17 protein-coding genes are annotated in these 25,947 nt (G+C 62.5%); 4 read left to right on the forward strand and 13 right to left on the reverse strand.

The annotated features are described in order from the left end of the window. Window positions 1-15: 15 nt before the first annotated feature. Window positions 16-1,812: an SLC13 family permease gene (locus ACOCLD_RS05155; RefSeq protein ID WP_422911100.1), complete on the reverse strand. Its 1,797-nt coding sequence runs from the start codon at window positions 1,810-1,812 to the stop codon at window positions 16-18. Window positions 1,813-2,048: 236 nt separating this feature from the next. On the opposite strand from ACOCLD_RS05155, the gene ACOCLD_RS05160 reads away from it, so the two are divergent. Then, window positions 2,049-2,744, forward strand: a complete 696-nt coding sequence (locus ACOCLD_RS05160) for an aspartate/glutamate racemase family protein (protein ID WP_422911101.1) — start codon at window positions 2,049-2,051, stop codon at window positions 2,742-2,744. A 65-nt stretch (window positions 2,745-2,809) separates the two neighbouring features. On the opposite strand, the gene selO is transcribed toward ACOCLD_RS05160, so the two are convergent. The 5 genes from selO to ACOCLD_RS05185 all read right to left on the reverse strand — a co-directional run bounded on the left by selO (window position 2,810) and on the right by ACOCLD_RS05185 (window position 12,601). Continuing rightward, the gene (gene selO, locus ACOCLD_RS05165) at window positions 2,810-4,270 is read right to left on the reverse strand and encodes a protein adenylyltransferase SelO (RefSeq protein WP_422911102.1); all 1,461 of its coding nucleotides are present in this window, start codon (window positions 4,268-4,270) and stop codon (window positions 2,810-2,812) included. A gap of 73 nt (window positions 4,271-4,343) precedes the next feature. Further along, the gene (gene mscK / locus ACOCLD_RS05170; RefSeq protein WP_422911103.1) at window positions 4,344-7,709 is read right to left on the reverse strand and encodes a mechanosensitive channel MscK; all 3,366 of its coding nucleotides are present in this window, start codon (window positions 7,707-7,709) and stop codon (window positions 4,344-4,346) included. A gap of 80 nt (window positions 7,710-7,789) precedes the next feature. After that, window positions 7,790-9,535: a potassium/proton antiporter gene (locus ACOCLD_RS05175; protein WP_257777435.1), complete on the reverse strand. Its 1,746-nt coding sequence runs from the start codon at window positions 9,533-9,535 to the stop codon at window positions 7,790-7,792. A gap of 137 nt (window positions 9,536-9,672) precedes the next feature. Next, window positions 9,673-11,475 (reverse strand): acyl-CoA dehydrogenase, encoded by a 1,803-nt coding sequence (locus ACOCLD_RS05180; RefSeq protein ID WP_422911104.1) that lies wholly within the window; start codon window positions 11,473-11,475, stop codon window positions 9,673-9,675. An 82-nt stretch (window positions 11,476-11,557) separates the two neighbouring features. Further along, window positions 11,558-12,601: an NAD(P)H-dependent flavin oxidoreductase gene (locus tag ACOCLD_RS05185; RefSeq protein ID WP_422911105.1), complete on the reverse strand. Its 1,044-nt coding sequence runs from the start codon at window positions 12,599-12,601 to the stop codon at window positions 11,558-11,560. A gap of 97 nt (window positions 12,602-12,698) precedes the next feature. Here ACOCLD_RS05185 and ACOCLD_RS05190 point away from each other — a divergent pair, with 97 nt between their 5' ends. After that, window positions 12,699-13,547, forward strand: coding sequence for a 23S rRNA (adenine(2030)-N(6))-methyltransferase RlmJ (locus tag ACOCLD_RS05190; RefSeq protein ID WP_422911106.1), 849 nt, complete (start codon window positions 12,699-12,701; stop codon window positions 13,545-13,547). Here ACOCLD_RS05190 and ACOCLD_RS05195 read toward each other — a convergent pair. Together ACOCLD_RS05195 and ACOCLD_RS05200 are read right to left on the reverse strand one after the other, a co-directional pair. Then, entirely contained in the window at window positions 13,544-14,797 is a 1,254-nt protein-coding gene (locus ACOCLD_RS05195; RefSeq protein ID WP_422911107.1) for an HD-GYP domain-containing protein, read from the reverse strand. The two genes, ACOCLD_RS05190 and ACOCLD_RS05195, sit on opposite strands and share 4 nt — an antisense overlap. An 82-nt stretch (window positions 14,798-14,879) precedes the next feature. Next, window positions 14,880-15,434 carry a PadR family transcriptional regulator gene (locus tag ACOCLD_RS05200; RefSeq protein ID WP_422911108.1) on the reverse strand — a complete coding sequence of 185 codons (555 nt, stop codon included), beginning with the start codon at window positions 15,432-15,434 and terminating at the stop codon, window positions 14,880-14,882. A 126-nt stretch (window positions 15,435-15,560) separates the two neighbouring features. On the opposite strand from ACOCLD_RS05200, the gene ACOCLD_RS05205 reads away from it, so the two are divergent. After that, window positions 15,561-17,213, forward strand: a complete 1,653-nt coding sequence (locus tag ACOCLD_RS05205) for a phytoene desaturase family protein (protein ID WP_422911109.1) — start codon at window positions 15,561-15,563, stop codon at window positions 17,211-17,213. Here ACOCLD_RS05205 and ACOCLD_RS05210 read toward each other — a convergent pair. The 3 genes from ACOCLD_RS05210 to ACOCLD_RS05220 all read right to left on the reverse strand — a co-directional run bounded on the left by ACOCLD_RS05210 (window position 17,210) and on the right by ACOCLD_RS05220 (window position 20,783). After that, window positions 17,210-17,401: a putative motility protein gene (locus ACOCLD_RS05210; protein ID WP_257776867.1), complete on the reverse strand. Its 192-nt coding sequence runs from the start codon at window positions 17,399-17,401 to the stop codon at window positions 17,210-17,212. The two genes, ACOCLD_RS05205 and ACOCLD_RS05210, sit on opposite strands and share 4 nt — an antisense overlap. Before the next feature lie 21 nt (window positions 17,402-17,422). Next, entirely contained in the window at window positions 17,423-18,070 is a 648-nt protein-coding gene (gene msrA, locus ACOCLD_RS05215) for a peptide-methionine (S)-S-oxide reductase MsrA (protein WP_422911110.1), read from the reverse strand. Between the two features lie 73 nt (window positions 18,071-18,143). After that, window positions 18,144-20,783, reverse strand: coding sequence for a putative bifunctional diguanylate cyclase/phosphodiesterase (locus tag ACOCLD_RS05220; RefSeq protein ID WP_422911111.1), 2,640 nt, complete (start codon window positions 20,781-20,783; stop codon window positions 18,144-18,146). Window positions 20,784-20,914: 131 nt separating this feature from the next. Between ACOCLD_RS05220 and ACOCLD_RS05225 the strand changes: the two genes are divergently transcribed. Next, a complete protein-coding gene (locus ACOCLD_RS05225; RefSeq protein ID WP_422911112.1) occupies window positions 20,915-21,391 on the forward strand; it encodes a hypothetical protein in 477 nt (158 codons plus the stop codon). 93 nt (window positions 21,392-21,484) lie between these two features. Here ACOCLD_RS05225 and aceF read toward each other — a convergent pair whose 3' ends face one another. Beyond that, entirely contained in the window at window positions 21,485-23,146 is a 1,662-nt protein-coding gene (gene aceF / locus ACOCLD_RS05230; protein WP_422911113.1) for a dihydrolipoyllysine-residue acetyltransferase, read from the reverse strand. Window positions 23,147-23,157: 11 nt separating this feature from the next. Further along, window positions 23,158-25,803, reverse strand: a complete 2,646-nt coding sequence (gene aceE / locus ACOCLD_RS05235) for a pyruvate dehydrogenase (acetyl-transferring), homodimeric type (RefSeq protein ID WP_422911114.1) — start codon at window positions 25,801-25,803, stop codon at window positions 23,158-23,160. Window positions 25,804-25,947: the final 144 nt, after the last annotated feature.

A 25,947-nucleotide genomic window follows, 5' to 3' on the forward strand; every position in this document is an offset into this window, starting at 1 on the left:
TTACAGCTTATGCCGTCAAACCGGCACCAGCGGCCAGAACCAGGGGATGACAAAGCTGGCCACTACCCACAGCAGCAGGTTGAGCGGGATGCCGACCTTCATAAAATCGGTAAAGCGATAACCGCCGGCGTTGTAGACGAAGGTGTTGGTCTGATAGCCGATGGGCGTGGCGAAGCTGGCGCTGGCGGCGAACATCACTGCGACCACAAAGGCACGCGGGTCGACGCCCAGGTGCTGGGCCATGCCGATGGCAATCGGCGTGACCAGCACGGCCACGGCGTTGTTCGAGAGCACTTCGGTGAGGATCGAGGTGAACAGGTAGATAAAGCTCAGCATCAGCAGTGGGCCAGCCCAGGGCATCAACCCCATGACATTGCTGACCATCAGGCCGACCAGGCCGACCTTGTCCATGGCGATGCTGATGGCCAGCATGCCGAAGATCAGGCTGAGAATCTTCCAGTCCACCGCCTTGTAGGCGTCTTCCACATCCAGACAGCGGGTCGCCAGCACGGTCACCGCGCCGATGATCGCCAGGCCTTCGATGGGCATCACGCCGAACGCGGCGAGGATCATCACCGCCAGGGTGGCGATGATCGCAATCGGCGCCTTGTCGCGGCGGAAGGCGCGCTCCTGCACGGCGTTGAGGCTGATCAGCTCGCCGTTGTCGGCGAAACGCTTGATCTGCGTCGGCGTGCCTTCCACCAGCATTACGTCGCCAAACTGCAGCTCGAAATCGTCGAGGTTGCCCTGGATGTTCTCGTCCTGACGGTGCACGGCGAGCACGGCGATGCCATAGCGCGCGGTCAGGTCGAGGTCACGCATCGGCCGGTGGCTGTAGCGCGAGTTACGCCCGACGATGGCCTCGGCGAGGATCACGTCGTGGCTGCTGATGGTTTCAAAGGCATCGCTGCGGTTGAAGATCAGGTGGCCGCTTTCGCGCAGCTCCACCACGTCCTTGACCTGGCCATGCAGCACCAGTTGGTCGCCCGCCACCAGCAGGGTGTCGTGGGCCGGCTCGGTGAGTTCCTGCTCATCACGGAAGATTTTCAGCACCTGCAGGCCGCTGCCACCGTTGAGGTTGGCTTCGTGCAGGGTTTTGCCAATTACCGGTGAGTCTTGCGGCACCAGCAGCTCGGTCATAAAGGTGCGCTCGAGATTTGGGCGCAGCTGCTTGGATAGGGTTTCGCGGTTGGGCAACAGGCGATGACCGATGGTCAGCAGGTAGGCCATGCCGAAGGCGGCCATGATCAGGCCGGCGCCAGTAATTTCGAAGATGCCGAAGGGTTCCAGGCCGGCTTTGCGCGCCACGCCGTCGACCAGAATATTGGTCGAGGTGCCGATCATGGTCAGGGTGCCGCCGAGGATGGTGGCGTAGGACAGCGGAATCAGCAGTTTCGACGGCAAGGTGCCGGCGCGGCGCGCCAGGGCGATGGCCACCGGAGTGAGAATGGCCACCACCGGGGTATTGTTCAGGCAGGCGGAAATCACCAGGGCGGTGACGGTCAGTCCGGTGAGTACGCGAATCGGGCTGGTGCCGACCAGGTCACCCAGCCAGTTGCCCAGGGCGTCGATGCAGCCGGTGCGCTCCAGCGCGGCAGAGAGCACGAACATGCAGGCGATGGTCACCGGCGCCGAGTTGCTCAGCACGCTGAGAACTTCTGCAGGCGTCAGCAGTTGGGTAATCAACAACGCTGCCACGGCGATGGCGGCGACGATATCCGGGCTCCACTTCTCCCGCACAAAGGCATACAGCACCCAGATCAGCAGGGCGCCGACAAACAGCAGTGGCAGGGGCAGTGAATCCCAGAACATGAACATCCTTAGCGTCGAATCTCGTGTGAGGTATCGGGCGCGCCAATGCAGACGGGCGGCCACGCAAGGCGGAGAAGATAAGGGTTGCTGCTTAGAGAGTCTAAGAATGTTTGGAAAGGTTTATATGCCTTTTCGATTTAATAGATAAGGCTGTACCGGCCGCTCTAGTGCGCACTGTGCCTGTGCGCTTAATCGGTGGCGGATTAGGCTCAAGCCTTTCGTGGGCAGGAGGACATATGCGCCAGCTAGGTATTCTCGGTGGCATGAGTTGGGAGTCGACGGCCAGCTATTACCGCTTGCTCAACCAGGGCGTGCGCGAGCGACGCGGTGGTTTGCATTCGGCACCGCTGCTGCTGCATTCCGTGGATTTTGCCAAGATCGCCGAGCTGCAGCGGTGTGGCGACTGGCAGGCGGCTGGGCATGTGTTGGCGCAGGCGGCTGAGGGGCTTGAGCGGGCGGGAGCAACGGCCCTGCTGCTGGCCACCAACACCATGCACAAGGTGGCGCCGGCCATTGAGGCGGCGGTGCAGATACCGCTGCTGCATATCGGCGATGCGGTGGGGCAGGCTTTGCAGCGCCGGGGTGTGCGCCGTGCGGCTCTGCTCGGTACGCGCTTTACCATGCAGGAGGACTTCTACCGCCAGCGCCTGGCCGAGCGCTTTGCCATCGAAGTAATCACCCCGAACGCAGCGCAGATGGCGGAAATCGACCGGGTGATCTTTGCCGAGCTGTGTCAGGGTCAGTTCCTAGCGCCGGCGCGTGAGTTTTATCTGGATTGCTTGCGCACGCTGCAGGAGCAGGGCGCCGAGGTGGCCATCCTCGGCTGCACCGAGATCGGCTTGCTGCTCGATGGCCTGGATGCGCCACTGCCGTTACTCGACAGCACCGAGCTGCATGTGGCCATGGGGCTGGAGTGGCTGCTGGGTTCGTAGGGTGTTTATCCTGTGGGAGGCGCTTTTGCGGCGATTGTCGCGGCTAAAGCCCCTCCCACGTCTGGCTACGATGAACAGCTGATTTCCAGGTGCTTGCCCCATTCCGGCGGGCGCTGGGCGTAGCGTTCGAAGCCGGGCTGCTCAGCGAAGGGCTGTGACAGCACCTGATGCAATTCGCGCACGGGGGCGTAGTCGCCCTGTTCGGCGGCTTCGATTGTCTCTTGGGCCAGGTAATTGCGCAGGATGTATTTGGGATTGACCGCGTGCATGCGCATACGGCGTTGTGCCTGGTCGTCACCCTCCCTTGCGCTGCGTGCCAGGTAGTCAGTGGCCCAGGCGTCGAAGCCGGCAAGGTCGGTGAAATCGTCGCGCAGGCGTGCCACGGCTTGTGCGGCCGGGCTGTCGCCGAGTTCGCGGAAGAACCGCGTGTAATCCACCGCGCTGCTTTGCATCAGTTGCAGCAGGCGCTGCACCAGGGCTTCGTCGCCCTCATCGGCACTGAGCAGGCCCAGGCGCTTGCGCATCAGGTCGAGGTAGTGCGCCTGGTACAGCGGCAGGAACAGCCCCAGGGTTTCCCGTAGCGCGTCTATATCCACCAGCGGCACCAGGGCCTGGCCGAGGGCGGCGAGGTTCCATTGGGCGATGGGCACCTGATTGCTGAACGAGTAGCGGCCGCTGTCATCGGAATGGTTGCAGATGTGCTGGGCATCGAAATCATCGAGAAAGGCGTAGGGGCCGTAATCGAAGGTGATGCCGAGGATCGACATATTGTCGGTGTTCATCACCCCGTGGCAGAAGCCATAGGCCTGCCAGTAGGCGATCATCGTGGCGTTGCGCTCGATCACTTCGCGGAACATCGCCAGGTACGGCTGCTCCTGCTGCAAGCAGTCGGCGTAGTGGCAGTGCAGCACGTGGTCGGCCAGCTGTTTGAGCTGTTCATGCTGACGGGTGTAGTAGAAGTATTCGAAGTGACCGAAGCGGATATGGCTGGGCGCCAGGCGCAGCACCATCGCCGCGCGTTCCTGCTTCTCGCGCCACACCGGGGTGCTGGAGCCGGTGACGCATAGCGCCCGCGAGCTGGGGATGCCGAGGGCGTGCAGGTGTTCGCTGGCAAGGAATTCGCGGATCGAGCTGCGCAGCACCGCGCGGCCGTCGCCCATGCGCGAGTAGGGCGTTTGCCCGGCACCTTTGAGGTGCAGATCCCAGTACTCGCCGGCGTCGTTGATGACCTCGCCCAACAGCAGGCCACGGCCGTCACCCAGGCGTGGGCTGTAGCCGCCGAACTGATGCCCGGAGTAGACCATGGCGCGTGGCTCGGCGCTGCTCCACAGCTTGTGCCCGGTAAAAATCTGCGCGAACACCTCGCTGTTGGCTTCGCTCGGGTCCAGGTCGAGCAACGCCATGGCGGCCGGGCTGGCGACCACCATGCGCGGCTCGGCAATCGGCTCGGGCAGCACGTGGGTGGAAAAGGCATCGCCGAGGCGGGCGAAACGGTTGTCGAACTGCAACTCGATCAGCGACTTCACAATCAGGCTCCAGCCGGGCGAAGCAGCCTGGCAGTGGTCAGTAAACGGCCCGCTGGGGCGGGCCGGTGGCGCGTTATTGCGGGTCGACCGCCGGAGCGGGAGGCGGCAGTTTGCTCTGCTGGGCATCAGCAGCGGCCGTAGCGGCGACCATTTGCCCGGTGGTCAGGTTGAGTTCCTGACCATGCAGGTTCTTGATCATCACCTCGACCTGGTTGAAGGCCATCTCCACGTTGTGTTCGCGGAAGCTCAGGGCAATGCGCGTGAGGATCTCGTCGGTGGCGGCGTTGCGGTCGCCCAGTTCGCGCACGTGGAAGCGCAGCTCGTAGTCGAAGGTGCTGGCGCTGATGGTCAGGAAGAACAGCAGCGGCGCCGGGTCGCGCAGCACCCGCGGATTTTCCTCGGCAGCTTGCATCATCAGCTTGCGCGCGAGTGCCAGGTCGCTTTCGTAGGCCAGGCCGATCTTCACGATTACCCGGGTGATGGTGTCGTTGAGCGACCAGTTGATCAGCTGGCCGGTGACGAAGGTCTTGTTCGGCACGATGATTTCTTTGCGGTCGAAATCGGTGATGGTGGTGGCGCGGATACGGATCTTGCTCACGGTGCCGGACAGGTTGCCGATGGTCACCACGTCGCCGATACGCACCGGGCGTTCGAACAGGATGATCAGACCGGAGATAAAGTTGGCGAATATCTCCTGCAAGCCAAAACCGAGGCCGACCGACAGCGCGGCCACCAGCCACTGCAACTTGTCCCAGCTGACCCCGAGGGTCGACAGCGTGGTGACAAAGCCAATCCCTACGATCACATAGGACAGCAGGGTGGTGGTGGCATAGGCACTGCCCTGGGCCAGGTTGAGCCGTGACAGCACCAGCACTTCAAGCAGGCCGGGCAGGTTGCGACCCAGGGCCACGGTGATGCCGACGATGATCAGCGCGCCGAGTACATCGTTGAGGCTGATTGGCACCAGCGTCGCGGCATCGCCGGTGCCGCTGCTGTATTGGTAGAGGGTGATGTTGTCGAGGTAGGCGAACACCGAAATCAGGTCTGCCCATACCCAGTACAGCCCGGCGATAAAGGTGCCGAGCAGGGCCAGGCGGATCAGGCGCAGCGACTGTTGGTTGACCTGCTCGATATCCAGGGTGGGTTCTTCGACCACGGTTTCCGTGCCTTCGCCACTGTCCTTGCTTTGCGCCTGGCGTTTGGCCGTGGCGCGCTGGTAAGCCAGGCGGCGTGCGGCAACGCCCAGGCCACGGACGAAGGTGGCTTCGATCACCAGCCAGATCACCAGCAGGTAAAGGGTGTTGATCAGGCGGTCGCTGAGTTTCAGGGCGGTGTAGTAGTAGCCTAGGCCAACCGCGATGATCAGCGCCAGCGGCAATAGGCTCAAGCCGATACCGATCAGCATGCGAAACGCCGAAGCATGTTCGCGTGCCGGGCCGGTGAGCAGCAGCTTGTACAGCAACCAGACCATCAGCGCGTAACAGGTCAGCACCACGGTCAGACCGATCACGTCATCACCGAGGCTGGCGGGCTGGTGTTCGGCCACTGTCACTACGGCGACCAGGGCCATCACCACCAGGCCCAGGCGGCGGATTTGCCGATGCAGGAACGCCACCTGAGGGCGGCCCCAGCGGAAGTGCAGCTCCGCTACGCCACCATCGGCGAGGATGCGGTACAGGGTGTAGAACACCAGCCAGGCCTGGGCCATCTGGAATAGCGCTTCACCGAGGTTGGCGTTCTGCCCGCGGGCATCCATCTGCAAGGCAAAACCGCACAGCGCGAGGAACAGGGTGCCGGGCAGGGCCAGCAAGACGTTGAGCATGATCGCCATGGGCGTATGCAGTTGGCTGTCACGCTTGAAGTGGCCGATGTCCTGGTGCAGTTCGCCGAGCTTGCGGTACAGGTAACTGCGGCGCCACAGCAACACCACGATCAGCAACAGCAGCGGCAGGAACAGCAGCGGCCGCTCGGTCAGGCCTGCAGCCAGTTGCCGCAGGTTGGCCCCCCAGGGCATCTCGGCGACCTGCCGTTCGAGCAAGTGCGGCACCGACTTGAACCACTCCAGGTCCAGCGGTTTATTGCTGGGGATCCAGAACATCTGTTCGTCGAGGGTGGCGCGCAGGGTTTCCGCGGTGGCCTTCAGCTGTTTCTGATTGAGCTGCAGGGTGATCGATTCGTTGAGCAGGGCATTCAGCTCACGGTTGAGGCGGTCGATCAGTTCGCGGCGAGTCTCAATGATCTCCAGCAGATTGCTGCGCAGGGTTTCGATATCGGCATCCGGGGCACTGTTCGGTGCGGCCAGCAACTGGTCGACATAGGCGCCGGGGTTGTTGATGCTTTCGCGCTGCTGGTTGAGTTCGAACTGGTACAGGCGCAGGTCGGCAATCTGGTCGGGCAGGTCGCTGTCGATCTTCAGCGTCGGCAGCGCTTGCTGCTGCTTATAGAGAATGCGTGATAGCAGCAGGCTGCCTTGCAAGACGCTGATCTGCTCGTCCAGGGCCTGGTCGCTCTGGCTCAGGCTGTCGAGCTGCTGCTTGGTCTGCAGGTTTTCCCGGGTCAGCTGGTTGAGGCGGTCGGTGGCGCGCAGCAGGTAGTCGGACAGCTTCAGGTTGAGCGCGCTTTCCCGTGCCAGCAGGCTGTCGCTGCCAGCCTTCTCGGCTTCGCGGGACTGCTCGGCGACGGTCTGCTCGGAGAGGTTGCGGCGCTTTTCGTTGATCAGGTTCTGCAGGTCGAACAGCTCTTTCTCGATGCGCGTGATGCGTTCTTCCAGCAGGCTGCGGCGGCTGTTGCCGAGGTCCTGCAGCAGGCTGTTGCCAGCCAGTTCCTGGCGGCGTAACTGGGTTTGCGCCTCGAGCTTGGCCAGTTCGGCGTTGAGCTGGTCGCGGCGTTCGTTGCTCAGCGGTTTGCCGGCATCGCGCCCGCTCTTGAGAATGGCGTTGATGGCCTGGCTGCGGCTCTGGTTGCTGCTGATCTCGGCCTGGGCGCGTTCGGGGCGGGTTTGCGCGGTGATGATCAGGCTGTTGGCTTCGATGATCTGCTTCTGCCAGTCGCCCAGTTGGGTATTGCGCTCGGCCAGCAACTGTTCGAGCTGGGGCAGTGGGCTGTTGGCATAGCGCAGGTTGACCTGGGTGGGCTGGCTACCTTTGAGGCGCTCGAAGTCGCGCTGGGCTTCGCCGATCAGGCGCGGTGCTTGCTGCAGCTGCTTTTCCAGGTCCGCCAGGCGTTGTCGGCTGTCGGCCTGTTCGGCCAGCAGCGCCAGGGTTTTTTCCAGCGTCTGTTTGATCGCCTGCTGCTCGGCTTCCGGCAGCTTGCGATCGGCCAGGCCATCGAGGTTGCGTTGTACATCGGCGCTGCTGGGCGGTTCGCCCGCCAGCAGCAGTGGGGCATTCAGGCAGAGGCCGAGCAGTACGGCCGAGAGGTAGATGCGGAAAGAGGACATGGTGGTGATCGTAAGGCCCGAGAGGATGCTGAGTTTAACAGGCGGCCGCACAAACGCTGACCGCTGTTTCAGCCTCTTCGTCAGAGAAAGAGTGTCGGGCCCGGTCGGCTGCCTTCGGGGAATCTGACGCCGACTTTGCGGATCTTGTTCCCGTCCATGGCGGCCACGGTCCAGGTCAGGCCTTGCCATTCCACCTGGTCGCCGATGACTGGTGAGCCGCCGATCTTGTGGGCGATAAAACGGCCCAGATGCAGCTGACCTTCCGCGCCTTCCAGTTGCAGGCCGTAGAGTGCGGCGATGGCGGCCAGTTCGGCATCGCCTTCCAGTACGAAATCGCCGAAGAAACGCAGGTCCTGGCCGCGTGATGGTGCCTGGCTGAACAGCTTGCCGAGGGCGGGCAGGTCGTGTTCATGACCGACCACGCAGAGCAGGTCGCCGGCATCCAGTGTGGTGCTGCCGGAGGGGTGCAGCAGTTCCTTGCCGCGGAACAGCGCAGCGACGCGTGTACCTTCGGGCATCTTCAGCTCACGCAGGGGGGCGCCAATGCACCATTTCTCCGCGCCGAGGCGGTAGATAAACAGCTCCCACTGGCTGGTCGGGTGCACTTCCAGGCCGGCGCGGGATACTGGTGCCGGCTCTGGCGGGACGGTGACACGCAGCAATTTGGCGGCAAACGGCAGGCTGGTGCCCTGCAGCAGCAGTGAGACCAGCACGATAAAGAACGCCACGTTGAAGAACAGCTGGGCATTCGGCAAGCCGGCCATCAGCGGGAACACCGCGAGAATGATCGGTACCGCGCCGCGCAGGCCGACCCAGGCGATAAAGGCTCGCTCGCGGTCATGGAAGGCACGGAACGGCAACAGGCCGAGGAAGATCGACAGTGGCCGGGCAAACAGGATCATCCACAGCGCCAGGCCCAGTGCGGGCAGGGCAATCGGCAGCAGTTCGTGCGGGGTGACCAGCAGGCCGAGGACCAGGAACATGCCGATCTGCGCCAGCCAGGTCAGGCCGTCAAGCATGTGCAGGATGCCGTGGCGCGAACGGATCGGGCGGTTGCCCAGCAGCAGGCCGCACAGGTAAATCGACAGGATGCCACTGCCACCGACGGCCGTGGTGATGGCAAAGATGATCAGGCCGCCGCTGACCACCAGCAGCGGATACAGGCCGTTGGCCAGTTCCATACGGTTGATCAGGTTGAGCAGCAACCAGCCACCGCCAAGGCCGAATAGCGCGCCGATACCAAACTGTTGCAGCAGTTGCAGCAGCAGATCCCAGCTCAGGCCGTCCTGACCGCTGGACAGGATGGCAATCAGGGTGACCGTGAGAAACACCGCCATCGGGTCGTTGCTACCCGATTCGATTTCCAGCGTGGCGCTGACCCGCTCGTTCAGGCCGCGTCCGCCAAGCAGGCTGAATACTGCCGCGGCATCGGTGGAGCCGACGATGGCGCCGATCAGCAGGCCTTCCATCCAGCTCAGGTTGAATAGCCAGGCTGCAGCAATGCCGGTCAACCCGGCGGTAATCAGAACACCAACAGTGGCGAGTGATAACGAGGGCCATAAGGCCACACGGAAGCTTGAAACCCGTGTGCGCATACCGCCGTCGAGGAGGATGATGGCCAGCGCCAGGTTGCCGACCAGATAGGCCAGTGGGTAGTTGTTGAAAACGATGCCGCCAGGGCCGTCGGTGCCGGCGAGCATGCCGACGCCGAGAAAGATCACCAAGATGGGGATGCCGAAGCGCGAACCGAATGCGCTGACCAGGATGCTCATTGCTACCAGCACGCCACCGATCAAAAACAGGTTATTGATGGTGCTGGCATCCAAAGTGACGTACTCCTGGCGGGCTCGTTAATGCATAACTATGCATGGCGCGTGCCAGGGATTCTAACCTGCGGCCTTGGCGTTCTGTCAAAAAAACGCCCGGCATGGGCCGGGCGTCTTGTAACAGCATGCTGTGCGCGTTAGAACCAGGCGTCCTGCATGCCCAGACAGGTGTCGTCACGCGTTTCAAGGATGGCCAGGTCGTGGTGGCAGCTCGGCACTTCCCAGGTCAGGAAGTAGCGCGCGGCCTGCAGCTTGCCCTGGTAGAAGTCGACATCAGCGGGGTTACCGCGCGCCAGGCCTTCTTCAGCACGAATCGCCTGTTCCAGCCAGCGCCAGCCAATCACGGTATGGCCGAACACCTTGAGGTACAGCGCCGAGTTGGCCAGGCCTTCGTTGACCTTGCCGCTCATCAGGTCGCCCAGCAGGGCCAGGGTCACCGCTTGCAGGCGTGCCAGCAGTTGCTCCAGCGGCTGGCGCAGGGCAGTCAGCGAAGCGTGGGCTTCGGCGCGCTGGCAGGTGCCGTGGATTAGCTTGAGCAGTTGCTTGAGCGCTGCGCCGCCGTTCATCGAGACCTTGCGGCCCAGCAGGTCGAGCGACTGGATGCCGTGGGTGCCTTCGTGGATCGGATTGAGGCGGTTGTCGCGGTAGTACTGCTCCACCGGGTACTCGCGGGTGTAGCCATGGCCGCCGAGAATCTGGATGGCCAGCTCGTTGGCCTTCAGGCAGAACTCCGAGGGCCAGGATTTGACGATCGGAGTGAGCAGGTCGAGCAGTTCCAGGGCGGTCTTGCGCTGCTCCTCGGTCTCCAGGGTCTGGGTGTCGTCGAACAGTCGCGCGGCATATAGGCCGAGGTCGAAAGCGCCTTCCACATAGGCCTTCTGGGTTAGCAGCATACGGCGTACGTCTGCGTGCTCGACGATGGAAATCTGCGGGCTGCTCGGGTTCTTGCCATCGGCGTGGCGGCCTTGCGGACGGTTGCGTGCGTAGTCCAGCGAGTACAGGTAGCCGGCGTAGCCGAGCATGATGGCGCCCATGCCGACGCCGATGCGCGCCTCGTTCATCATCTGGAACATATAGCTCAGGCCGTGGTGCGGCTTGCCCACCAGATAGCCGACGCAATCGTCGTTATCGCCGAAGTTCAGCGCGGTGGAGGTGGTGCCACGCCAGCCCATCTTGTGGAACAGACCGGCCAGCAGGGCGTCATTGCGCTTGCCCAGTGAGCCATCTTCATTCACCAGGAATTTCGGCACGATAAACAGGCTGATGCCTTTCACGCCGGGCGGTGCATCCGGCAGCTTGGCCAGCACCATGTGCACGATGTTCTCCGAGATCGGCTGATCGCCGCCGGAGATAAAGATCTTGTTGCCCTTGATCCGGTAGCTGCCATCGGCGTGCGGTTCGGCCTTGGTGCGGATGTCCGACAGTGAGGAGCCGGCGTGCGGCTCGGTCAGGGCCATGGTGCCAAAGAAGCGGCCATCGATGATCGGCTGCAGGTATTTGCGCTTCTGCTCATCATTGCCGAAGGCTTCGATCAGGTTGGCCACGCCCATGGTCAGCATCGAGTAGGAGCTGGTGGCGATGTTGGCCGACTGAAAGTGGGCGAAGCAGGCTTGCGACAGCAGGTTGGGCAACTGCATGCCGCCATGTTCGAAGTCGCGGGTGGCATTAAGGAAACCGGCGTCGTGGAAGGCGCGCAGGGCTGGCTCAACTTCCGGGATCAGCACCGCGGCACCGTCCACGTACTGCGGCTCGTGCTCGTCGTTCTTGCGGTTGTGCGGGGCGAACAGCTCTTCGGCAATACCGCGGGCGGTGCCGATGGCGGCGTCGAAGGTTTCGCGGTTGTGGTCGGCGAAGCGCTCGCGCTGGGTCAGGCCTTCGGCGTCCAGCACTTCATACAGCTCGAAGGCCAGGTTGCGGGAACTGAGCAGGGACTCGGACATGGGTGTACCTCCGGTTGCGATGCAGCGAGTCTAAGCAGGCGCGCGCGCCGCTCCCAGCACTATCAATTAGCGTGATAGAGGCTTAGCGAGTAAAGCCCAGGGCCAGCTCTGCGGTCAGCTCTGCGGCGCCTATAGCTTTGCAGCCGCTGACATTCTGCCCCGCCCAGAGCGGCGAGAAGTCGCCGCTGCCTTGGTTTTCCGCTTTGGCCCGCAGTGGCGCAATGGCCGCCGTCGCCAGTGGGAAGGCCGGTGCCAGCGGGCTGAGCGGGCCCAGCTCGCGCATCAACCGGTTGACGATGCCACGTGCCGGACGGCCGCTAAACAGATTGGTCAGCGCCGTGTGCTGTGCTGCCGGGCTGTGCAGGGCCGCGCGGTGAATGGCGCTGGTGCTGGCTTCGTCACAGCACAGGTAGGCGGTACCGATCTGCACCCCGGCCGCGCCAAGCGCCATAGCCGCGCGAACACCTTGCGCATCGGCAATGCCACCGGCAGCAATCACCGGCACGCGCACCGCCTGGACGATCTGCGGTAGCAGGGCGAAGGTGCCGAGCTGGCTGCTCAGCTCATTGCTGAGGAACATGCCGCGATGGCCGCCGGCTTCCAGGCCCTGGGCGATGATCGCGTCCGCGCCATTGGCTTCGAGCCACAGCGCTTCCGCTACCGTGGTCGCCGAGCTGAGTACTTTGGCTCCGCATGCCTTGACCCGTGCCAGCAGTTCAGCCGAGGGCAGGCCGAAGTGGAAACTCACCACGGCGGGTTTGAATTCATCCAGCAGATCAGCCATCTCGGCACTGAACGGCTGGCGGCCGGGGCCGCTGGCGATGGTCGCGGGATCAATGCCAAGTTCGGCGTAGAAAGGGCTTAACGCCTCGCGCCAGGCCGCTTCGCGAGCAGCATCGACGGCTGGCGGAGTGTGGCAAAAGAAGTTCAGGTTATACGGCCTGCTGGTTTTCTCGCGCAGCGCCTGCAGCTCCTTGCACAAGCCGGCGGCGTCGAGCATGGCGCAGGGCAGCGAGCCGAGCGCACCGGCATTCGATACGGCGGCGGCCAAACCGTGCAGTTGTACGCCGGCCATCGGTGCCTGAATCAGTGGCAGTTCAACGCCCAAAAGATTTTGCAGTGACATATCGGTTCTCCCTTGCCAGGCGGATCAGCCGCCACCGTACTGATCCATCAGGCACCTGGCAAACTGGTAAACTGCCCGGCCACAGGAGTCCGTCCACATGAACTACCGCCACGCCTTCCATGCCGGCAACCATGCCGATGTGCTGAAACACTACGTCCTCACTCGCCTGATCGCCCTGCTGTCACGCAAGGAGGCGCCGTTCGCCTACCTCGACAGCCATGCCGGCATCGGTCTGTATGACCTGCGTGGCGACCAGGCCAGCCGCACCGGTGAGTGGCTGGAAGGTATTGCGCGGCTGTGGCAGGCCAGCGATGTACCGGACCCGCTGCTGGATTATCTGGAAGTGATCCGCGCGATGAACCCCGATGGCGAGCTGCGCCATTACCCCGGCTCGCCGGAGCTGGCACGCCTGCTGACCCGTGAACAGGACCGCCTGCACCTGAACGAGAAACACCCGGAAGACGGCCGCCTGCTCAAGGAAAACATGCACGGCGATCGTCGCGTGGCCGTGCACCTGGGCGAAGGCTGGTATGTGCCGCGCGCCCTGTTGCCGACCCGCGAAAAGCGCGCGCTGCTGCTGATCGATCCGCCGTTCGAGCAGGTCGATGAGATGGAGCGCTGCGCCCAGTCGTTGAGCGAAGCCATCAGTCGCATGCGCCAGGCGGTGGTGGCGATCTGGTACCCGATCAAGGACCTGCGCCAGCTCAGCCGCTTCTACCGCGACCTGCAAAAAAGCAAAGCGCCCAAGCTGCTGCGCGTCGAGCTCTACGTACACCCCACCGACGAAGCCGCGCGGCTGAACGGCTCCGGCCTGGTGATCAGCAACCCGCCATGGGGTCTGGAGGACGAACTCAAGCAGATCCTGCCGTGGCTCGCCGACCTGCTGGGGCAAAGCCAGGGCGGCTGGCGGCTGGATTGGCTGATTGAGGAGAACAGCGGCGGCTAGCGGCTGTTGCTCGGCTCGACGAAATACGTCAGCTGCTGGCGCGGATTGAGGTACTCCAGTGCCTCGCGTGGTAGCTGGGACGGGCGCAGGCAGGCGGCGATACCCAGGCGTGGCTCCTGTTCCAGGTCGAGGATCAGCGCTTCGTGCTTGGGCACGGCGGCGTCGTAGACAATCAGCGTCGGTTTCAGCGGCTGGCTCGGGTTCATGCCGAGGATCAGGCCGTAGCGCTGGTCGTCCAGTTGCACCAGGCTGCCGGGCGGGTAGATGCCCATGCAGCGGATAAAGGCCTTCAGCGCCACCGCATCGAAGCGCGCACTGTATTGCTTGAACATCAGCGCCAGGGCTTCGTGGGGGCTGAGGGCATCGCGCGGGTTGAGCGGGTTGCACAGGTTGTCGAACTGGTTGGTAATGCACACCAGGCGGCTCAGGCGGCCGATGGCGGCTTCAGACAGCTGACGCGGGTAGCCGCTGCCGTCGCAGTATTCGTGGTGCTCGTTGATGATGCGCAGCACCTCGTCGTCGAGCATCAGCTTGTGGCCCGTGCGCAGGCCGAATTCGCAGTGCAGTTGCAGCAGTTGCTGTTCCGGCCGGGTCAGCGGTTCGGGCTTGAGCAACACCTTGCTGGGGATGTCGAGCTTGCCGATATCGTGCAGCAGTGCGCCCATGCCGAGGATGTGGCAATCCTCGCTGTCCAGGCCGATCTGGCGACCGAGCATCAGGCTCAGCACGGTGACGTTCAGTGAGTGGAAGTAGCTGTCCTCGGCCACCTTGCTGTTGATGCTGTGCAGCACCGCGCCGCTGCCACCGAGCAGGGCCTCGACCATTGAGCCGACAATTTCACCGGCCTGTTTGCTGGCGTCTTCCGGGCGGCTGCGCAGGGTCTGGTTGAGCGCTTTGACCTGCTGGCTGGCTTGAACGAATTTGCGGTCCACCTCGGCCAGGCGTTTGCGCAGTGCGCCGAGCTTGGCGGCGCGTTGCTGGCGAGCAACGTCCTCAGGGTTGGGCTTGGCGGGCTCGATGGGAGCGGGTGCGCTTGCGGTCACGCGTTCTAGCGGCGGGCAATCGCTGCGCGCCGGGTCATAGCGCAGGCGTTCCAGGCCGAGGGCGCGCAGGGCCTTGATCTGCCCCTCGTCCTTGATCTTGAAATTGCTGAAAGCAAAGTTGTGTTCCCACCAGGCCAGTTCGAGCTGGATATACAGGCCGATACACAGTTGATCGGGTTCGATATAGGCAGGAGCGCTGGCAGGCATGCGGGTGTCGGCAATGATGGCTAATGGCTGGCAGTCTAGCGCTTTGCCTAGCGCCTGACAGCAGGCTGCAGGCGTTTCTGCACTAATTACGGGGTGCTTCGCTGCTGTCTTGCAGAGCGTGGTCGACCTCATCGGCCCAGGCCAGCCAGGACTGCTCGCCAAGGATGCCGCGGCGCAGGGTCAGGTAGGGCAGGCGCAGGGCTTTGCGTTGCTCGTCGGGCAGAGCCAGGTACTCGCGCTCAATATTCAGCAGGCTGTCCAGGGTCTTGCGGTGTATGGCGACATGCCGCTGCATTTCTTCGCGCAGGTTATCCAGCGAGGTATGCGCACCGGCGTAGAGTTTTACCAGCAACGCATCGTTGATCTTGTTCGGCTGCACCGGCTCGCCCAGCCAGCGCAGCAGTTCGGCGTGGCCGGCAGGTGTGAGGCGGTAGTTCTTTTTGTCCGGACGGGTGTCCTGGGCCTGTGCTTCGAACTCAAGCCAGCCGGCTTCACTGAGCTTTTTCAGCTCCAGATAAACCTGCTGATGTTTGGCGTTCCAGAAGTAGCCGAGACCATCCTTGAAGCGTTTGAGCAGGTCGTAGCCGCTGCCGGGTTCGCTTTCCAGAAGGATAAGGATGGCGTGCTTGAGCGACATAAGCGGGGTTCACCGGCTGCAATTGAGGTGCGCCGCAGTATACGGATTATGCAAAAAGTTGCATTGATGCTAATCGCTACCTAGTATGCAAAAAGTTGCATAACAAGAATAACGCAGGAGCATCCCATGAAACGCACCGGTACCCGCTTCCGTCCGCGCCTGGTTCAGGGTGATTACGACGCCATCATCATTGGCTCCGGTATCGGCGGCCTGACCACCGCCGCGCTGCTGGCCAAGCTTGGCAAGCGTGTGTGCGTGCTGGAGCAGCATTACACCGCCGGCGGTTACACCCATAGTTACGAACGTGAAGGCTACGAGTGGGATGTGGGGGTGCATTACATCGGCGAGGTGCATAAACCCTGGTCGACCATTCGCCGGGTGTTTGATGTGATCAGCGACGGTCAACTGCAGTGGGCGCCGATGGATGCGCACTACGACCGCATCGTGATCGGCGGGCAGACCTACGACTACGTGGCGGGGCGCGAGGAGTTCAAGGCCGAGATGCTGCGCCATTTTCCCGCAGAAGGCGCCGTGCTTGAGCGCTATGTCGACCTGCTCAGTGAGGTCAGTGCCAAGGTTCTAAGATTTTTCGCCGGTCAGGCAATGCCACGCTCAGTGGGCATGCTCTACAGCAAGCTGCGCCGGTTGTGGCTTCCGGATTACTTCTTCAAAACCACCCGTGAAGTGCTTGAAGGCCTGACCGACAACCAGCAGCTGATCGGCGTGCTCACCGCGCAGTGGGGTGATTACGGCCTGCCGCCTGCCGAAGCGGCGTTTGTCATGCATGCGATGGTGGCCAAGCACTACATTACCGGCGGCAATTACCCGGTGGGCGGTGCGACGAAGATTTCCGAAAGCATCATCCCGGTGATCGAGGCGGCCGGCGGCCATGTCTTCACTTACGCCGGGGTCGACAAGATTCTGGTGGAGCACGGTCGCGCAGTCGGCGTACGCATGCAGAAGGATGGCTTCGAGATCCGCGCCCCGCAGATCGTCAGCTGCGCCGGCCTGGTGCCGACCTATACCCGCCTGCTCGACCATCAGGTGGCCAGTAACCATGGCCTGCTGGAGCAGCTGCCCAGGGTCAAGCTGTCGGCCGCCACCCTGTGTCTCTACGCCGGCTTCAAGGGCAGCGCCGCCGAGCTGAAGCTGCCGAAGACCAACTACTGGGTCTACCCGACCCATGATCACGACCACAACGTCAGCAGTTTTATGGCTGGGCAAAATCCGGCGATGCCGCTGATCTATATCAGCTTCCCCTCGGCCAAGGACCCTGCCTGGGATGCGCAGTACCCGAACAAGGCCACGGTTGAGATCGTCGCACCGACGCAGCCCGAGTGGTTCGCCAAGTGGAAGGGCAGCACCTGGGGCAAGCGCGGTGCAGATTATGATGCCTTCAAGGCCGAGTTGACGGCGCAACTGCTGGAAACCCTCTACCAGCATCAGCCGCAATTGCGCGGAGCGCTGGACTTTTGCGAGCTGGGCACGCCGCTGTCCACCGAGTGGTTCCAGTGGAACGAACAGGGCGAGATCTACGGCATTGATCACACGGTCGAGCGCTTTGAGCAGCACTGGATCCACACCCAGACGCCGATCAAAGGGCTGTACCTGACCGGTGCCGATACAGTCACTGCAGGAGTGGGCGGTGCACTGATGGCCGGGGTGCTGACGGCTTCGCGCATGCTGGGCTGGCGCGGCTACAAGGTCGGCAAACTGTTGAAAAGCTGGAAGGCACAAGCGCCTAGCGACGTCAGTACGACTGCGGATGTAGCAGGTTAAACCACCACGTCGACACTATTACCCAGGTTCGGTGGATTGCTCGGCACGCTGGCTGGTGTGGCGGCCTGCACCAGGCCGCCGATGTTGGCAGTCTGCAGTTCCAGGGTTTTGCGCAGCAACAGCAGTGAGGCCAGGGCAGAGGCCTGAGCCGCTGCCTGGGTGGAAACCTGGCTGATGTTCAGTTCCATGGAATCTTCCTCTGCATATGCTCAGCCTGGCAGGCAGACCCCGGTACCGCCCAGGCCGCAATAGCCGCCGGGGTTCTTCGCCAGATACTGCTGGTGGTAGGCCTCAGCGTAGTAGAACGGCGGTGCTTCGCGCACTTCGGTGGTAATCGGGCCAAAGCCGGCTTTTTCCAGCTCGGCCTGGAACTGCGCCTGGCTGGCCTGGGCGGCGGCCAGTTGCGCCGCGTCATAGCAGTAGATCGCCGAGCGGTACTGGCTGCCGATGTCGTTGCCCTGGCGCATGCCCTGGGTCGGGTTGTGCGCTTCCCAGAAGACTTTCAGCAGGGCTTCATAAGAGGTGAGCTGCGGGTCGAACACCACCAGCACCACTTCGGTGTGGCCGGTCAGCCCGGAGCAGGTTTCCTCGTACGTGGGGTTGGGCGTATGGCCGCCGGCATAACCAACGGCGGTGCTCCACACCCCGGGCTGCTGCCAGAAGCGTCGCTCGGCACCCCAGAAACAGCCCAGGGCAAATACCGCCTGTTGCAGGCCTTCTGGGAAGGGCGCTTGCAAGGTGTTGCCATTGACGAAGTGGCTGCTGGGTACGGCCATTGCGGTGGCGCGGCCGGGCAGGGCTTGCTCGGCGGTGGGCAGTTCGAGTTTGTGGGCGAGAATTTGCGAGCGCAGAACCATGGGGGTGTTACCTCGGCAGCAGGCGGTAAGGCATAGACAATCATCGAGCGGGCTTGTTACAGCCGGTGTGGGTTCAGCGCCGTTGATAGCGCTTGAGTTTCTCCAGCAGGTCGCGCCCGGCAATCGGTTGGTCAAACAGGTAACCCTGGCCGATATCGCATTGATGGCGGCGCAGGAAGGTCAGTTGAGCGAGGGTTTCGATGCCCTCGGCCACCACCTTGAGCTTCAGGTTGTGAGCCATGGCGATCACCGCCGAGGTGATTTCCATGTCGTCCTGATTCTCAGGAATGTCCTTGATAAAGCTGCGATCAATCTTGATCACGTCGATGGGGAATTTTTTCAGGTAGCTGAGCGACGAATAGCCGGTGCCGAAGTCGTCCATGGCCAGGGTCAGGCCCAGGCTCTTCAGGCGGCTGAGTTGCTGGCGGGTGTCGCCGGTGGCTTCGAGCAGCAGGCTTTCCGTGAGTTCCAGTTCCAGCAGCGATGGCTCCAGCTGTTCTTCGTGGAGGATGGCGGCGATCTCGCCCACCAGGTCCGGGTCGGAGAACTGCTTGGGTGACAGGTTGATGGCCATCTGCAACGGCGCATGGCCGACCGCAATCAGCTGCTTGCTCATGCGGCAGGCCTGACGGGTGACCCATTTGCCGATGGGGATGATCAGGCCGGTTTCTTCCGCCACGCTGATGAACTTGTCCGGGCTGATCATGCCCTTTTCCGGGTGGTTCCAGCGCAGCAGCGCTTCCATACCCAGTAACTGGCCGCTTTTGAGGCACAGCTTGGGTTGGTAGAACACTTCCAGCTCGTTCTGCATCAGCGCCCGGCGCAGGTTGCTTTCGACGAACAGCTTGTAATGCGCTTCGGCATTCAGCGCATCGGTAAACACCTGCAACTGGTTTTTGCCGTTGGCCTTGGCCTTGTGCAGCGCCAGGCCGGTGTGTTTCATCAGGGTCTGCGGGTCATTGCCATGCAGGGGCGCGCAGCCCAGGCCGATGGAGCCGGTGACGTTGATCAACTGGTTGTCGACGAACAAGGGCTTGTCCAGGGTCTGCAGCAGCTTCTGCGCGATCATCTGGCTGTCGGCCTGGTTGGTTTCCAGCAGCACGGCAAATTCATTGCTGGCAAAGCGTGCCAGCACGCTGCTGGCTGGCAGGGTGTTGCGCAGGCGGCGGGCCAGGCTGACCAGCAGTTTGTCGCCGGTCTGGTGGCCGAGGCTGTCGTTGATCCGCTTGAAGTTGTCGATGTCCACCAGCAGCAGGCTGATCGGTTTGCCTGGGTGCTCGTTGAAGTGACTTTCCAGCGAGCGGATAAAGGCATAGCGGTTGCCCAGGCCGGTGAGGTTATCGCGGAAGGCCAGGCGTTCGATGTGCTGCTGCGCCTGCTTGCTGGCGGTGACGTCTTCGTAGATGCCGATGTAGTGAGTCAGGCTGCCGTCGTCGGCGTGCACCTTGGACAGTGATAGCTGGCCCCAGTAGGGCTCGAGGTTCTTGCGCCGGCTTTTGAATTCACCCTGCCAGCTGTTCTGCTCGGCCAGGCTGGAGCGCGCGTCGAACAGCAGGTCGCTGAGGTTTTCCAGTGCAGGGATTTCGGACAGGCGGCGGCCTTGCACTTCGCTGGAACTGTACAGGGTGATGGCGGTAAAGCTGGGGTTGACGTATTCCACCTGGCCGTCGCGGTCGAGCAGGATGATCGCGCTGGAGCTCTGCTCAACGGCGCGCTGGAACAGGTAGCGGGCGCTGGTCGCCGAGCGTCGCTGCTGGCTGGTCAGCACCTGTGCGTACTGATCGGCCAGCTCGCCGGCGAAGGCAATTTCGTCGGCCTGCCAGGTGCGTGGCAGGCCGGTGTGTTCCAGGCACAGCACACCCACCACCTCGCCTTCGATGCGGATGCTGGCATCAAGCATGGAGGTGATACCCATGGGCTCCAGGTAGCTGCTCGCCAGTTCGCGGGTGCGCGGGTCGAGGTGCGCGTTGTGCGCATCCAGCGAGCGGCCACTGTGCAGCGCCTGCAGATAGGCCGGGTAGGCGCTGGCGTCGATAACAGCCTGTTCGACATGCCGGCCCAGGTCGCTCTGGTACAGCGCGACTGAATGCAGCATGTGGCCATCGATATTCCAGATGCCCACGCGGTTAACGCCATACAGTTCACAGGCGCTTTTGCTTATCAGCTCGGCGGCTTCGCGCAGTGGGTTGCTGTCGCTGTAATGGCGACGGGCGAGAGACACGATCAGCTGTTGCTGGGCCTGCGAGCGCTGTTGCTGTTCCTGCAGTTCGGCCTGGGTGCGCGGGTAGAGGGCGGGCGCCTGGTCGGCAGCTGTTTCCGGCTCGTCCAGCACCAAGAGGTAGCCGCGCAGCAACTGGCGACCATGCTGTTTGAAGCTCTCGCCCAGCTCCATCAGGTTGAGGCTGCCGCGCGGGCTGTGCAGGCGGTACTGCACGCAGTAGTGGCGCTGTTGGGCGACCTGTTGCTGGATGGCATCGTGCAGCGCGTAGCGCGCACTGGGTTCCATCAGGCTGGCGTAGGGCGCGTCGAGCAGGGAGCAGAGCTGATTGGCTGGTAGACCGAACTGTTGCTCACAGCCTGAATCGAGGTACAGCAGGGTCCAGCTGGCTTCATTCAAGCGCTCGAAACGCAGTAGGCCGAGGCGCGAAGGCACTGGCAACTGCGTCACAACCTCGGCCGCTAAACGACTTGCGGCATCGGGATGGCTTTTCATTCGGTGGCTGGCTTCCAGTATGCTGATTGAAGCGGCAATCGACTCACTTCATTTATCGCGTCGAGTAAGGGTGCATCATGCAATTGCGACTGACAAGAAAACTAATAACCGCCGTGTTGCTGAGCAGCTGTATGGTCACGGCTCCGCTGTTTGCCGCTGAGCCCGAGGGCGGCTTGAGCAGTGCCGAGCAGAGTAATTACCTGCTTGAACTCAAGCGCCTTTACCTGACCCAGGATGAGCGCCAGGCGCTGTTTGCCCACTGCAATGATCTGCTGAAAACCTATGCCTTGCGCGCCGCCTATCAGGTCGGTCAGGCGCAGCGCCAGGACCTGCTTTATCAGCTGCGTCAGGGCGAGGCCGGTGAGTTGCTGCTGCGTGAGGAAACCCGTGGTCAGCAGGGTACCGACATTGCCGTGCGCAACCAGCGTGTCCCGTTGTTTGGCGTCGACCCTTTCGTGCGTTACGAGTGCCCAAGCAGCGGTATCAGCTGCGTGCTGCACAACCCCAACGACGGCAGCCCAATGCTGACCATCGTGCGTGACCACAAGGGCGCGGCCGAACTGGCCAAGGCCCTGAGCTTTCTGATCCGCAATCTGCAAAAGGGCTGATCGCCTGTTGTTCATCTGACGCGTACTCAAAAAAAACCCCGCCGAAAGGGGCGGGGTCGAGGATACGAGCGTGGCTGCTCGAAAGTTGACGCGTTACAGCAGCATAGTGCGGATGTCCGCCAGCACATCACCCAGGCGTTTGGTGAAGCGCGCCGCAGCGGCACCGTTGATCACCCGGTGATCGTAAGACAGCGACAGCGGCAGCATCAGCTTGGGCTGGAAGGCTTTACCGTCCCAGACCGGTTGGATGGTCGCCTTGCTGACCCCAAGAATCGCCACTTCCGGCGCGTTGACGATCGGCGTGAAGCCGGTGCCGCCAATGTGGCCGAGGCTGGAGATGGTGAAGCAGGCGCCCTGCATGTCATCGGCCGACAGCTTCTTGGTGCGCGCCCTCTCCGCCAGTGCGGCAGCTTCGGCAGCCAGTTGCAGCAGGCTCTTCTGATCGACGTTCCTGATCACCGGGACCAGCAGGCCATCCGGGGTGTCCACGGCAAAGCCGATGTGCACGTATTTCTTGCGGATGATCGCCTTGCCACTTGGTGCCAGTGAGCTATTGAAGTCCGGCAGTTCCTTGAGCAGGAAGGCGCAGGCCTTGAGCAGCAGCGGCAGTACAGTGAGTTTGACCCCGGCCTTTTCCGCCACGGCTTTCTGCGCAACGCGGAAGGCTTCCAGCTCGGTGATGTCGGCCGAATCGAACTGAGTCACGTGTGGCACGTTGAGCCAGCTGCGATGCAGGTTGCTGGCGCCGACCTGCATCAGGCGGGTCATCGCCACTTCTTCGATTTCACCAAACTTGCTGAAGTCCACCGCCGGGATCGGCGGGATGCCTGCACCACCGGTTGCACCGGCGGCCGGTGCTTCCTTGGCCTTCTGCATCATCGCCTTGACGTACGCCTGTACGTCCTCTTTGAGCACGCGGCCTTTCGGCCCAGTGCCCGGTACGGCGGACAGCTCGACACCGAACTCGCGCGCCAGCAGGCGTACAGCCGGGCCCGCATGCACCTTGGCACCGTCACGCTTGGGCGCGGCAGTAACGCTGGCGGCAGCGGCTGCCAGCGAGGCAATGGCGCTGACTTCAGCGGCAACTGCCGGGTGTGCGCCTTCTGGCACTTTGTGCACATCGCTGGCGGGCGTAGCGGCCGGTGCTGGCGCTGCGGCAGCGGGAGCTGCAGCGGCGCCGGCTACTTTCAACTTGAGGATAAAGTCACCGGTGCCGACTTCGTCTTCCAGTTTGACGCTGATGCTTTCCACCACGCCGGCAGCCGGCGAGGGAATTTCCATGCTGGCCTTGTCCGACTCCAGGGTGATCAGCGACTGATCGGCTTCGACCGTATCACCGACCTTGATCAGGATTTCGATGACCTTGGCTTTGCCGTCCGAGCCGATGTCCGGCACATGCACGTCCTGCACACTGCTGCTGGCCTGTGCGGCTGGCGCAGGTGCGGCAACTGGAGCAGGCGCTGCTGCTTTAGGTGCTTCTGCCGGTGCTGCAGCAGGCGCCGCGGGTGCTACTTGGGCAGCGCCTTCGGCTTCCAGCTCAAACAGTTCGTCGCCTTCTTTCAGGCGGTCGCCCAGTTTCACTTTCAGGCTTTTCACCACGCCGGCTTTCGGCGCGGGAATTTCCATGCTGGCCTTGTCCGATTCCAGGGTCAGCACGCTCTGGTCGGCTTCGATACGATCACCGACCTTGACCATCAGTTCGATGACTTCACCCTCACCACCACCGATGTCGGGTACGCGAATCAATTCACTCATCGTTTCGCTCCTTAGCAGTCCAGTGGGTTGAGTTTTTCCGGGTTGATGCCGAACTTGACGATGGCTTCGGCCACCACCTTCGGTTCGATATCACCACGGTCGGCGAGCGCTTCCAGAGCGGCCAGCACCACCCAGTTGCGGTCAACTTCAAAGAAGTCGCGCAGCTTCTTGCGGCTGTCGCTGCGGCCGAAGCCGTCGGTGCCCAGGACTTTGAATTCCTTGCTCGGCACCCACTGACGAATCTGCTCGGCGAACAGCTTCATGTAGTCGGTGGAGGCGATAACCGGGCCTTTGCGACCGCTCAGGCACTCTTCCACGTAGGTTTGCTTGGGCTTCTGGCCCGGGTGCAGGCGGTTGCTGCGTTCCACGGCCAGACCGTCGCGGCGCAGTTCGTTGAAGCTGGTGACGCTCCATACGTCTGCCGCGACATTGAACTCATCACGCAGGATCTTCGCCGCCTCGCGCACTTCACGCAGGATGGTGCCGGAACCGAGGAGCTGCACATGGTGCGCGGCTTCCTTCTTGTCCTCTTCGAGCAGGTACATGCCCTTGATGATGCCTTCCTCGGCGCCCGCCGGAATGGCCGGTTGCTGGTAGGACTCGTTCATCACGGTGATGTAGTAGAAGACGTCCTGTTGCTCTTCGGTCATCTTCTTCATGCCGTCCTGAATGATCACCGCCAGCTCGTAGCCGTAGGTCGGATCATAGGTGCGGCAGTTGGGGATGGTGGCCGCCATCAGGTGGCTGTGACCGTCCTCGTGCTGCAGGCCTTCACCGTTCAGCGTGGTACGACCGGCGGTACCGCCGATCAGGAAACCACGGGTGCGGCTGTCGCCAGCGGCCCAGGCCAGGTCGCCAATGCGCTGGAAGCCGAACATCGAGTAGAAAATGTAGAACGGCAGCATCGGCTGGTTGTGGCAGCTATACGAGGTACCGGCAGCGATGAACGACGACATGGCGCCGGCTTCGTTGATGCCTTCCTCGAGGATCTGACCTTTCTTGTCCTCGCGGTAGAACATCACCTGGTCTTTATCGACTGGCTCGTAGAGCTGGCCGACCGAGGAGTAGATGCCGAGCTGGCGGAACATGCCTTCCATACCGAAGGTACGCGCTTCGTCCGGGATGATCGGGACGATGCGCTGGCCGATGTCCTTGTCCTTGACCAGCTGCGCGAGGATGCGCACGAAGGCCATGGTGGTGGAAATTTCACGGTCGCCGGAGCCATCGAGGATCGCCTTGAGGGTTTCCAGCGGCGGCGTCGGGATGCTGAAGCTCTTGGCGCGGCGCTGCGGTACGAAACCGCCGAGTGCGGCGCGGCGCTCGCTCAGGTAACGGGCTTCGGCACTGCCTTCTGCCGGCTTGAGGAACGGCAGGTTTTCCAGCTCCTCGTCCTTGACCGGGATGTCGAAGCGGTCGCGGAACTGCTTGAGGCTTTCAACGTCGACCTTTTTGGTGTTGTGCGCGGTGTTTTTCGCTTCGCCGGCACCGGTGCCATAACCCTTGACGGTCTTGGCCAGGATCACGGTCGGTTGCTCTTTGTGGTTGACCGCCTGGTGGTAGGCCGCATAGACCTTGTACGGGTCGTGGCCGCCACGGTTGAGCTTCCAGATCTCGTCATCGGACAGATCGGCCACCATCGCCTTGAGTTCCGGCGAGTTGAAGAAGTGCTCACGGACGAACGCGCCGTCCTTGGCCTTGTAGTTCTGGTATTCGCCGTCGATGACTTCGTCCATGCGGCGCTGCAGGATGCCGTCGACGTCCTTGGCCAGCAGTGGGTCCCAGAAACGGCCCCAGACCACCTTGTTGACGTTCCAGCCACCGCCACGGAACACGCCTTCGAGTTCCTGGATGATCTTGCCGTTACCACGCACCGGGCCGTCGAGGCGCTGCAGGTTGCAGTTGATGACGAAGATCAGGTTGTCCAGTTTTTCGCGGCCAGCCAGGGCAATCGCGCCGAGGGATTCCGGCTCGTCACACTCGCCGTCACCCATAAAGCACCAGACCTTCTGCTTGCCGGCCGGGATGAAGCCGCGCGCTTCCAGGTACTTCATAAAGCGTGCCTGGTAGATCGCCTGAATCGGGCCCAGGCCCATGGACACAGTCGGGAACTGCCAGAAGTCCGGCATCAGCCACGGGTGCGGGTAGGACGACAGACCCTTGCCATCGACTTCCTGGCGGAAGTTGTTCATCTGGTCTTCGCTGATGCGGCCTTCCATAAAGGCACGGGCGTAAACGCCCGGCGAGGCATGGCCCTGGAAGAAGATCAGGTCGCCGCCATGCTCTTCGGTCGGGGCCTGGAAAAAGTAGTTGAAACCGATGTCATACAGCGTTGCCGAGGAGGCGAAGCTGGAGATGTGGCCGCCCAGATCCGAGTCTTTCAGATTGGTACGCATCACCATGGCCAAGGCGTTCCAGCGCACCAGCGAGCGAATGCGGCGTTCCATAAACAGGTCGCCAGGCATGCGTGCTTCGTGGGTCAGCGGGATGGTGTTGCGGTAGGGCGTGGTGATCGCATACGGCAGCTGTGAACCACTGCGGGTGGCCAGCTCGCCCATACGGGTCATCAGATAATGTGCGCGGTCTTCACCCTCGTTATCGAGGACGGACTCAAGGGCGTCCAGCCATTCCTGGGTTTCGACGGGATCGAGGTCTTGCATGGCTTGCTCCAGGGCGGAAAGGCTTCCAGAATCGGAGGCCAGGTTTCGTGGCCGACTTCGTGAGTGGCCGCGTGAATTCTTGGATTGACCGGGGGTAGGACCGGCTATGTGTAGTTTTACTACATTCTGATGCCGAAATCAGCC

This window comes from Pseudomonas cimarronensis, from assembly GCF_049331905.1.
Classification (GTDB): Bacteria; Pseudomonadota; Gammaproteobacteria; order Pseudomonadales; family Pseudomonadaceae; genus Aquipseudomonas.